The organism is Rhizobium sp. TBD182 (assembly GCF_001950375.1).
GTDB classification, from domain to species: Bacteria; Pseudomonadota; Alphaproteobacteria; order Rhizobiales; family Rhizobiaceae; genus Agrobacterium; species Agrobacterium tumefaciens.
Map to the genome: position 1 here is coordinate 353644 of NZ_BDLN01000001.1, position 10556 is coordinate 364199.

12 protein-coding genes and 1 tRNA gene are annotated in these 10556 nt (G+C 58.5%); 6 read left to right on the forward strand and 7 right to left on the reverse strand.

Annotated elements, in window-relative coordinates:
* The first annotated feature begins 16 nt into the window (after nt 1–16).
* Together T18_RS01835 and T18_RS01840 are read left to right on the forward strand one after the other, a co-directional pair.
* The gene (locus T18_RS01835) at nt 17–862 is read left to right on the forward strand and encodes a phytoene/squalene synthase family protein (RefSeq protein ID WP_038491063.1); all 846 of its coding nucleotides are present in this window, start codon (nt 17–19) and stop codon (nt 860–862) included.
* Nucleotides 863–1022: 160 nt separating this feature from the next.
* Nucleotides 1023–1481: a hypothetical protein gene (locus T18_RS01840; protein ID WP_003515343.1), complete on the forward strand. Its 459-nt coding sequence runs from the start codon at nt 1023–1025 to the stop codon at nt 1479–1481.
* A 14-nt stretch (nt 1482–1495) separates the two neighbouring features.
* Here the strand turns inward: T18_RS01840 and T18_RS01845 are convergent, their stop codons facing one another.
* The 3 genes from T18_RS01845 to lipB all read right to left on the reverse strand — a co-directional run bounded on the left by T18_RS01845 (nt 1496) and on the right by lipB (nt 4375).
* A complete protein-coding gene (locus T18_RS01845; RefSeq protein WP_038491061.1) occupies nt 1496–2431 on the reverse strand; it encodes a DMT family transporter in 936 nt (311 codons plus the stop codon).
* 75 nt (nt 2432–2506) lie between these two features.
* The gene (locus tag T18_RS01850) at nt 2507–3574 is read right to left on the reverse strand and encodes an NAD(P)-dependent alcohol dehydrogenase (RefSeq protein ID WP_003515339.1); all 1068 of its coding nucleotides are present in this window, start codon (nt 3572–3574) and stop codon (nt 2507–2509) included.
* A gap of 69 nt (nt 3575–3643) precedes the next feature.
* A complete protein-coding gene (gene lipB, locus T18_RS01855) occupies nt 3644–4375 on the reverse strand; it encodes a lipoyl(octanoyl) transferase LipB (protein WP_038491058.1) in 732 nt (243 codons plus the stop codon).
* Between the two features lie 189 nt (nt 4376–4564).
* Between lipB and T18_RS01860 the strand changes: the two genes are divergently transcribed.
* Both T18_RS01860 and T18_RS01870 read left to right on the forward strand, forming a co-directional pair.
* A tRNA-Leu gene (locus T18_RS01860) sits at nt 4565–4649 on the forward strand.
* A 558-nt stretch (nt 4650–5207) separates the two neighbouring features.
* Entirely contained in the window at nt 5208–5633 is a 426-nt protein-coding gene (locus T18_RS01870) for a PAS domain-containing protein (RefSeq protein ID WP_003515332.1), read from the forward strand.
* Nucleotides 5634–5709: 76 nt separating this feature from the next.
* Here the strand turns inward: T18_RS01870 and T18_RS01875 are convergent, their stop codons facing one another.
* Nucleotides 5710–5877 (reverse strand): Thivi_2564 family membrane protein, encoded by a 168-nt coding sequence (locus T18_RS01875; protein WP_003502827.1) that lies wholly within the window; start codon nt 5875–5877, stop codon nt 5710–5712.
* Nucleotides 5878–5998: 121 nt separating this feature from the next.
* Between T18_RS01875 and T18_RS01880 the strand changes: the two genes are divergently transcribed.
* Nucleotides 5999–6427, forward strand: a complete 429-nt coding sequence (locus T18_RS01880) for an OsmC family protein (protein ID WP_003515329.1) — start codon at nt 5999–6001, stop codon at nt 6425–6427.
* 3 nt (nt 6428–6430) lie between these two features.
* Here the strand turns inward: T18_RS01880 and T18_RS01885 are convergent, their stop codons facing one another.
* Genes T18_RS01885 through T18_RS01895 form a run of 3 tightly spaced genes read right to left on the reverse strand, consistent with a single transcriptional unit; the run spans nt 6431 to nt 9562 of the window.
* Entirely contained in the window at nt 6431–6925 is a 495-nt protein-coding gene (locus T18_RS01885; protein WP_038491055.1) for a peptide deformylase, read from the reverse strand.
* A gap of 17 nt (nt 6926–6942) precedes the next feature.
* Entirely contained in the window at nt 6943–7245 is a 303-nt protein-coding gene (locus tag T18_RS01890; RefSeq protein ID WP_013636181.1) for a hypothetical protein, read from the reverse strand.
* A gap of 13 nt (nt 7246–7258) precedes the next feature.
* Complete coding sequence (locus T18_RS01895; RefSeq protein WP_038491052.1) at nt 7259–9562, reverse strand: FdhF/YdeP family oxidoreductase; 2304 nt, start codon at nt 9560–9562, stop codon at nt 7259–7261.
* Nucleotides 9563–9932: 370 nt separating this feature from the next.
* On the opposite strand from T18_RS01895, the gene T18_RS27430 reads away from it, so the two are divergent.
* On the forward strand, nt 9933–10556 hold a 624-nt coding region (locus tag T18_RS27430; protein WP_414896153.1), incomplete at its 3' end, for a magnesium transporter MgtE N-terminal domain-containing protein.

Genomic DNA, 10556 nt, shown 5'->3' on the forward strand with positions numbered 1-10556 from the left:
TTTCGCGCGGGGAAACATGGCACCCACAGAGAATCTAGACGTCTGCCTCGCGACGCTGCGCGACACCGATCGCGACCGCTATCTCGCGTGCCTTCTGTCTCCGGCCGACAAGCGCGCAGCGCTTGCCGCGCTTTACGCCTTCAATGCCGAAATTGCCCGAATCCGCGATTCCGTGCGCGAGGCGCTGCCTGGCGAAGTTCGTATGCAATGGTGGCGCGATCTCCTTGATGGCAATGCGCATGGGGACAGCCAGTCTCACCCCGTTGCTGCCGCTCTTTTGTTGGCGATCGAGCAATATCGCCTGCCGCGACCGGTTCTTGCCAATATGATCGAGGCGCGCATCTTCGATCTTTATGACGATCTGTTCGTGGATCGTAACGCGCTCGAAGGCTATGCGGGGGAGACCGCCTCGGCACTGATCCAGCTGGCGAGCCTTGTGCTTTCGCCGGAAGACACTCCAGCAAGTGCGGAAGCTGCGGGACATGCGGGGGTTGCGCAGGCCATGGCCGGCATTCTAATGCTGATGCCGCTGCACCGTCGTCGTGGGCAGGTCTATATCCCCGCGGATATGCTCGCGGCTGCCGGGCTTGATCGCGAGACGTTTCTGGAAGGCGACAACAAACAACGCATCGGCATCGCCATCGAGATTTTTGCAACGCACGCGCTTGATCACATCGAGAAGGCGAGACGCGCCAAGATGTCCCGGAATGTCTTTGCGGCCTATCTTCCCGTTGCCTTGTCCGGCCCGGTCATCGCCGCTGCCAGAAAGGCGGGAGCGGGCGTGTTTGAAGGCGAAGTGCAACTGTCGCAGCTTCGCCGGCAATGGCTGCTGGCAAAGGCGTCTTTCCTCAAGCGTTTCTGATTGCTCGACCTGCACATCGCGCAGACAGATCGGAGCAATTTTCGCGTCGAGGCCGGAGAGCCACACTTCACGCAAGCCTCGGTGTTTAAGAGCTTGAGCCGGGTTCGCATCGTTTCGATTCGCGAATCGCGATGTTTCGGTGCTGAGGGAGCCTTCCCGCATGAATATGGCGGTCTGGATAATCGTTTTCGTGCTGCTTGCGGTCTTCGCTGTTTATGCCTGGCGCATGACACGGGCAACGGATGAGGACAATAACCACGATGTGGGGCAGGCGATCATGGATTTTGCCCGCGCGTTTCCCACCGAGGCGATCAGAAGCCTGCATATGACGGTGGATGGCGGCGCAGCCTTCGTGCGGCTGCACGACAACAAGGCCGGCTTCATGCGCAATATGGGATCCCATTATGTGTGCCTGATGATCGATCCCGAGCGGATAAGGGTCGAAAGTCTGGAAAGCGGTGACGGTTTCGTCGTTACGTTTTTCGATACGCCGAAATATAGCGGCTCATACCGCTTCAAATCCGCCGGAGAGGCCGCCGAGGTTTCGCTGTGGCTGCTCGGTAGCCTTGTGGAGGCGCAGGACCATCACGACGAAGGACCGCAGCCCTCGGGCGCCTGAAAGCGTTCTGGGCGTCATTGTCCGTCGAGCGGCGGGTTCGCTTCCGTCTGCACACGCTCGCGCCAGATGATGAAAAGGCCGGATGCAACGATGATGAGGATGCCGAGCCATTTCGATGGCGTCGGAAAATCCGAAAACAGCGCATAACCGAGAACCGTCGCCGAGATGATTTCGAAATACTGAAATGGTGCCAGAAGCGACAGCGGCGCCAGCCTGAAGGCCCTGACGATCAGGAGATGCATATAGCCGGATATCGACCCTAACACGATGAGCAGGGTGAGGGTGAAGCCGGATTGCGGAAGCGAGATCGCGAAATCCTTGTCACCGTAGGCGTCGCCGGCCAGAAGGGCTGCCGCCATGAACACCGTGCCGGCAATGCCGGACATGGTCTGCATGACAAGCGGACTGTCGGCATCGCCGATAGCGCGGTTAAGGAACAGGTAGAGCGTGTAGAGAAATGCGCAGGCGACCGGCAGGAGCGATGTCCAGCCGAAGATCTCAAAACTCGGCTGAATGACGATCAGAGCGCCGCCGAAACCCACCGCAATCGCTGTCCAGCGTTTCCAGCCGACCCTGTCGCCAAGGAAGAGGGCCGACATCATCGTCAGCATGAATGGCTCGACGAAATAGATGGCAAAGACATCGGCAAGTGGCATGTATTTGACGGCGGCGAAGAACATCAGGCTGGCACTGGCATGCAGCACGCCGCGCAGGCAGTTCATCCACGGTCGTCTGGCGCTGAACAGCGCTTTGGGTGAGACCAGCAGCAGCAGGGGCAGGGTGCACAGAAGCTGGAAAAAGAAGCGGTAGAAAGTGACCTGCGCCGGTGACATTCCGCCGCTCACCGCCATGTATTTGGCGATGGCATCCATGACGGGCAGCACGAACATGCAGCCCGCCATGATCATCATGCCCTTGGCGACATCGTTCAAACCGGTCTGGCTGGTCATGGGTAGGGCTGCGCTTTCAACCAAAAGGTCCGACGAGGAAACGGGAGCGCCAGAGGGCGCTCCCCCTCGACGAGGTCAGGCGGCCTTCTGGCGTGGCAGGCTCTTCATATCAATGACGAAGCGATAACGCACATCGCTTTTTATCATGCGTTCATAAGCCTCATTGATCTGATCGATATTGATCATCTCGATTTCGGCGGCGATGCCTTTTTCGGCGCAGAAATCCAGCATTTCCTGGGTTTCGGGAATGCCGCCAATCATCGAGCCGGCGAAGGTCTTGCGGCCGGGGATGAGGCTGAATGCATGCACCGATAGCGGCTTCTCAGGCGCTCCAACCTGCACCAGTGCGCCATCCCGCTTCAGCAACGCAAGATAGGCGTTGATGTCGTGGTCGGCGGCAACCGCGTCGATGATAAGATCGAGGCTGGAAGCCGCTTTCTTCATCTGGTCGGCATCGCGTGAAACGATCACCTCATGGGCACCGAGCTTTTTCGCGTCTTCTGCCTTGCCGGGGGAGGTGGTGATCATCACGACCGTGGCGCCCATGGCATTGGCGATCTTGACTGCCATATGGCCGAGGCCACCGAGACCGACGACGCCGATGCGCTTGCCGGGACCTGCATTCCAGTGCCGCAGCGGCGAATAGGTGGTTATGCCGGCGCAGAGCAGGGGTGCTGCGGCTGCTGGATCGAGCCCTTCGGGGATCCGCAGCACATAGCGATCATCGACGACCACATGGGCGGAATAGCCACCAAGCGTATGTGCGCCGCCGCCCATGGCCTTGTCAGGCGAGTTGTAGGTGCCGGTCATGCCGTTTTCGCAATATTGCTCCAGCCCTTCGGCGCAGCTTGCGCATTCACGGCAGCTGTCGACGATACAGCCGACGCCGACGCGGTCACCCGCCTTGAATTTCGTGACCTGCGCGCCCACCCGACCGACGCGGCCGATGATTTCGTGACCGGGGACGCAGGGGTAGAGAGAACCCGGCCATTCGCTGCGGGCCGTATGGATATCGGAGTGGCAGACGCCACAGAACTCGATTTCGATTTCGACATCGCGCGGGCCGGGATCGCGGCGCTTGATGGTCGCGAGCTTCATCGGCGAAGAACCGTCATCGCAGGCATAGGCTGACGTTGTGAACATGGTCGTTCCTCCTCTTGTGGTGATCGATATTGCATGCACTTGCAGGCGACAAAAAAGTTGCGGCGGGTTTCAGCCGCCGGAGCCGGCTTCGGGCACTGCCGGGCCAAAGACCTCCTCAAAGGCCTCTCGCAGCAGAACATCGACATCGCCGATCATAACCGGCAATCCAAGATCGACAAGGCTGGTGACGCCATAGGCGCTGATGCCGCAGGGAACGATGCCGGAAAAATGCGCGAGGTCGGGATCGACATTGATCGACAGCCCGTGAAAGCTTACCCATTTGCGCAACCGGATGCCGAGCGCGGCGATCTTGTCCTCGGCCATGCCGCCATCGGGAAGCAGAGGTTTTTCCGGACGCCTGACCCAGACACCGACCCGGTCTTCGCGCCGTTCGCCACGGACATTCATCTTGTCGAGCGTGCGGATGATGACATTCTCCAGCGCGGCAACATAGGCGCGGACATCCTGGCGCCGGCGTTTCAGGTCGAGCATGACGTAAACGACGCGCTGTCCCGGCCCGTGATAGGTATATTCGCCACCGCGACCGGTGGCGAAGACCGGAAAACGCTCCGGCTCGATGAGGTCGGCAACATCGGCGCTGGTGCCTGCCGTGTAGAGTGGCGGGTGCTCCAGAAGCCACACGAGTTCGTCGGCCTCGCCATTGGCTATGGCGGCAACTTCGCGTTCCATCTCTTCTATTGCCAGTTCGTAAGGCACGAGACCTTCCGAGATTCGCCAGCGAACAGGCGGCGAGCCGGGAACGGGCAGCATATTTGTCTCGATATCCGTGCGTGTGAGCATGAAAAAGTCCTTTCCACAGCCTTCTCGCAAAATGATGAGAAGGCTGCAACCCCAGCATTTCCGGGCTTCCTGCATATAGGGTGGGCCGGGCCGATTTTTAATTTCAAAAAACTGTCACGACGCTCTTGTGCACCCAAAATCCTTTTGCTACATGCACCCCCGTCGGCGCAAGTCGACGCCTACCACGATGCGGTCGTGGCGGAATTGGTAGACGCGCAGCGTTGAGGTCGCTGTGGGGCAACCCGTGGAAGTTCGAGTCTTCTCGACCGCACCAAAGAAACCCGCTTCGGCGGGTTTTTTCTTTTTCTGCCAATTGTTTGGCTTTGCTCCTCCCAAAAAAGAAGAAGCAGTTACGTCGATTAAATACGCCTCGGGCGACTTCGACTTGTTTCGTCTCGGCAGCCCGGGCTGTAAAATTTCAGGGCGTCAGATTATCGATCTTGCCGCCATTCGGATGAGATGTTTGCGGCTTAGCGTCTCCCCGCGCGATTGCCGTCACCGACCCGGTAGGGGTCGCCATCCATGACCTGGTCCATCCGCCATTCGTTTCCGCGATAAGGGCTTTGCCACGTCTGGCAGCCAGCTAGAAAGACAGTTGCCGACAGCAACCCAAAAGTAAGAGCGGTTCGCAGCATATGAGCATCCTTCGACATTTCATCTTGCAGTCATGTAGGTGCAAGCGGTTGGCTTTGCGACGCTTTTTTTGGAAATTATCGTGCTTTCGAAACCGGCATCCGGATCAGGCGCCATTAAATTTCGGTGGATATCGATACACGTTGTAGTAGCCGGTTAAATACCCCCTCAAAACAAGGGGTGGAATATTAGAGGTCTGATGTTAGCGTTTGTCAGAAAAAAAGGTCTGGAGGTTTTCGTGCAGGGGGACAAGGCGGATTCAGACAATGCGCTCGGCTATTATATGTGGAGCATTTCCGACAATAGGTTGATCATGGACACCGTCACCGCGGAGTGTCATGGCTTTTCCGAAGCGGTGGCATCGCGAGGTGTGTCGATTGAGGATATTCTCGAAAGAATAGATGTGGAAATGCGCGATCAGGTGGCGCGGGCAATTTTCGAAAGCATCACTACCGGCGTGTTTTTCGACCAGCGCTACAAGGTGCATCTGCCTGATGGTTCTATCCGCTGGATCGTGGCGAAGGGCAGGGCGATTTTCGATGCTGAAAATACGCCGTTTCTTGGTCTCGGCAGCGTTCGTGATATCACTCTCAAAAAAACCTACCAGTTCGAGCCGCGCCAATAGCTATCAATTGTCATGAAAAATGGCGCAAAAAAGAGGCGGCTTTCGCCGCCTTTTTCTGTTCGCACGCTACGGGATATCAGAAGACGGCGAGATATTTCAGCAGCGAAATAATGCCGATGATGATGACGATGACTTGCGCGATCTGTTTCGCGCCGCCGCCGACGGGCAGTCGTGCGATGAGCCACAAGACGAGCACGATCACCAGGAAGGTGATCAGAATGCTGACGAGCGTAGATGTAACCATAGGTCCCAGCTCCCTGAATAATAAAGGTTCAACGGTCGTTCACCGTTGTGTGAGTAAAAAGCGCCAGACAGGTTTTGGTTCCATGCGATTGGTTGCACGCGATTAAATTAGGAATATTTGAATGATAGATGGTGGAAAGGTGAAGTTGAGGCCGGTTGGCGCCACCGCCAAGGTCGGGCGGCTTGGGCGCCCACTGATTTCGACAGTAACCGGCGGCGCCCTGGAAATTGTGACGGGTGTCTCTGAACCGGGCTTCAATCCGATCGACCTCCTTTATTCCTCGCTTGCGGCATGCCTGGCGCTCAGCGCCCGGATTGCGGCGAGCCGCATGGGGTTACTGGACGGCTTCGAGAGCGTGCTCGTTGACGTTTCCGGTGAGAAATCCGCGCAGGAGCCCTATCGCATCATTCGTTTCGATATCAGGATGGAGATTGCCGGGAGTTTCGATGAGGCGACGCGCGCCGCAATTGCCCATGCGGCCGAAGATATCTGCACCGTCAGCAACACTTTGAAGGGCGACGCGGACTTTGCACTTTCGATCGCTAGCTGATCGTCACGGCTTTCGGGATTTTTCCCATTTCTTCACCAGCCGGTCGCGTTTCAGCTTCGACAGGCGCTTCAGCCAGAACACACCATCCAGCTGGTCGATCTCGTGCTGGATGCAGATGGCGTGAAATCCCTTGGCGCTTTCTCGATGTTCCACGCCCGCTACGTCCTGAAACCTCACCTCGACCTCAGACGGACGTTCCACCTCTTCGGTGAAGCCCGGCATTGAGACGCTGCCTTCTACATGCCGCATGGTCTGCGCGGAGTGACTGACGATTTCGGGATTGATGTATGTCAGCACGGTTCTCGGCGTCAGCTCAAGCACGAAGACGCGCTGTTTCACACCGATGTGAGCCGCGGTGATGCCGACGCCGGGGGCGGCGCGCATGGTGTCGATCAGGTCCGTGACCAGATTTTGCAGGTGGTCGTCAAAAACAGTGACCGGCGCGCAAATCTCTGAAAGACCGGCATGGGGGTAGGGCAGGATCGGCCTGATTGCCAAGGAATGCTCCGTTCGTTTCAGGTTTGAGAGGATAGCGCGGCGAGCGCCTGTCCCTCCGCTGTGACCTCCAGCCAACTGCGCTGGGTGCGGGCGTCGCGTTTCGTCACCCGCACAAAGCGCGGTGACAGGGCGGAGATTTCGCGCAGGACGAGGGCATGCGCAAGTCCCAGCCGATTGGCGATGCTGCGGCTGTCGGTGGCGATATCCATATTGATGGCAAGAAGGATCGCCGCGCACGTGGCCGAAAGCGCCTGCGACGATCCTTGCACGATCTGCTCCACCGCTGCCATGAAAGCCGCTGCAGATTGTTCCTCACCCATCAAGCCATCCTGTTCAAGAGGCGGAACCGGCAAGCAGGCGGAAGGAGACGAGTACCGATTTCGACGTTGGCGTAAAGCTGCCTTCGCCATAGCTTGACAGCGGCACCAGCACGTTCAGTTCGGGATAATATCCGCCGACACTGCCGCGCGGAATATTGTAGGGGACCAACCGGAAATTTTGAGCGATCCGCTCCACGCCATCGCCATATTCGCCGATGACATCGACGCGCTGGCGGGAGTGGGCGCCCAGCGCTTCCATATCCGCAGGATTCATGAAGATGACCTGACGTTCGCCATAAACACCGCGATAACGGTCGTCCATGCCGTAAATCGTGGTGTTGTATTGGTCGTGGCTGCGGAATGTCTGCAGCACGAAAAGATTGTCGCCCGTGAGCGCCTGCTGATGCTCGGTCTGTTCGGGAAGCGGGCCGCTATAAAAGACGGCCTTTTTTGCCGGCGTGTTCCATTCCCGTTCGGAGGCCGTGTTGCGCAGGCGAAAACCGCGCGGCACGCGGACGCGTTCGTTGAAATTGTCGAAACCGGGGATGACCCGCTCGATCATGTCTCGGATGAGATCGTAATCCTCGGCAAGCGCTTTCCAGTCGACCTGCGCATTGCCAAGGGTCGCTTGCGCAATGCCGGCAACGATGGCGACTTCGGAGCGTAGTTCCTCCGAGGCAGGCGGATTGATGCCGCCGGAACCATGCACCATGCTCATGGAATCCTCGACCGTGACGATCTGCGGCTTGCCCGCAGAATTACGGTCGATTTCCGTTCGGCCAAGGCAGGGCAGCACGAAGGAGATTTCGCCCGGCACCAGATGCGAATGGTTGAGCTTGGTGGCGATATTGACCGTCAGTTTCTGATTTTCAAAAGCCTTGACGATCAGCGGACTGTCGGGCGTTGCCCGCATGAAGTTGCCGCCGAGCGCGATGAAGGTTTGCGCCTCGCCAGCCAGCATGGCGGCTACTGCTTCGACGGTGTTGTGGCCGGGTTTGCGCGGCATGGCGACGCCGAGTTCTTTTTCCAGTGCGTCTAGCAGCGCCGGCGGCGCTTTTTCATCGATACCGACCGTGCGATCACCCTGAACGTTGGAATGGCCGCGTACCGGGCAAAGACCGGCACCGGGGCGGCCGATATTGCCGCGCAGCAACATGAAGTTGGTGATTTCGCGAACCATGATGACAGAGTGGCGATGCTGGGTGACGCCCATGGCCCAGGTGGCGATGACGGAGCCGGCATTCATGTAGATGCAGGCGGCTTCTTCGATTTCTGCGCGGGTGAGGCCGGACTGGTCGAGAATGCTTTCCCAGCTGGTTGCCTCGACGGCATCACGATAAGCCTCGAACTCGACCGCATGTTCGGCGATGAAGTCGTAATCGATGATGGCAGATTCTCCGGCAGTCCTTGCGGCGTCGTCGGCTGCAAAGATCGCCTTGCTCATGCCGCGCACCACCGCCATGTCGCCGCCTTGCCGGGGCTGGTAATAATTCGTGGCGATCTTGGTGTTGCCGCCGGTGATCATCTCGATCTTGTCCTGCGGATCGGCGAAGCGCTCCAGCCCCTTTTCCTTGATTGGATTGAGGACGACGATTTTCGCGCCGCGAAGCGCTGCCCGGCGCAGGTCGCCCAGCATGCGCGGGTGGTTCGTGCCGGGATTTTGGCCAATTACGAAGATCGCGTCTGCCTGCTCGAAGTCTTCCAGGAGCACCGTGCCCTTGCCGACGCCGATCGAGGCTTTCAGGCCGACACCGCTTGCCTCGTGGCACATGTTGGAGCAGTCGGGAAAATTGTTCGTGCCGTAAAGCCGAACCATCAATTGATAGATGAAGGCTGCCTCGTTGGAGGCGCGGCCGGATGTGTAGAATTCCGCCCGGTCCGGGCTGTCGAGGCTGTTGAGAACGCCGCCGATTTCGGCAAAGGCGTCGTCCCAGGAGACCGGCAGATATTTGTCGCTCGCCCGGTCGTAACGCATCGGGTGGGTGAGGCGGCCCTGTTTTTCCAGATCGTAGTCAGACCAGCCGCGCAGTTCGGAGACGGTGCGGGTGGCGAAAAAATCCGGCGGCACCCGGGCTTCCGTCGCTTCCCATGCGACCGCCTTGACGCCGTTTTCGCAGAATTCGAAGGAGGAGCCATGCTCCGGATCGCCCCATGCGCAGCCCGGGCAATCGAATCCATCCGGCTGGTTTGCCTTCAGCAGCGTGCGTGCGCCGGAAATCGGCGCGCCGGATTCCATCAGCCGTTTGCCAACGCTTTTAAGCGCGCCCCAGCCACCTGCGGCGGCGGAAGCCTTGCCGATGAAATCTGTCTTGCTCATTGTCGTGATTTTCCTGAAATTTTCCTGGCCGCCCAGGGATACTTACCGTTTGGCAACGGCCAATCATATATAAAAAAAGCTCTTTCAGAATCGTCTATGGGCGACATATGTCAATCTCTATCTTACCGGTTCCGACGGAACGGCAAGGGCTTTCCGGACGTTGTGCGGATTGAGGTGCAGTGTCTGCCGCTGCATCATCATGGAGCGCTGCGCTCTTCAATCATGGTCTTGCGAAAGGGCGGTCCATGACATTTTCGTCGCAGTTCCGAAGCCCGTTGTTTTTCACCTATCCGGTTGTTGACAATATACTTTTTAACGCCATTCTGCCTGCAAATTCGTGCACTGCGGCATTTAAAGAAGGGGACGCCAGATGACAGACCGTGACGACGATCTTCTCGCGCCCGAAGAGTTGAAACCGACAGAGGCACCCTCCGATATCTACGCCGAGGACGGCTCAGTCCGCTCCGACTTTCTGGCGATGGTGGGGGCGGCGATTGCCGACCGCGATCTGCTTTTCCTGCGCAAGAATGTGGCGCGACTGCATGAGTCTGAACTCGGCGACGTGCTGGAGTCCATCATGCCGGAGCAGCGCCACGCGCTCGTGCGGTTGCTGGGTTCCGATTTTGACATGACGGCGCTGACCGAGGTGGATGAAGGCATCCGTCTCGATATCGTCGACCAGATGTCGAATGAGCAGATCGCTGCCGGTATCGGCGAACTGGATTCGGACGACGCTGTCTACATTCTCGAGGATCTCGACGACGAGGACCGCGAGGACATCCTCTCGCAACTTCCGTTCACCGAACGGGTGCGACTGATGCGGGCGCTGGATTATCCGGAAAGCTCTGCCGGCCGTCGCATGCAGACGGAATTCGTTGCCGTGCCGCCGTTCTGGACCGTGGGACAGACCATTGATTATCTGCGTGAGGAGGAGGAGTTACCGGATTCCTTCACGCAGATCTTCGTCATCGACCCCACGTTCAAGCTAGTCGGC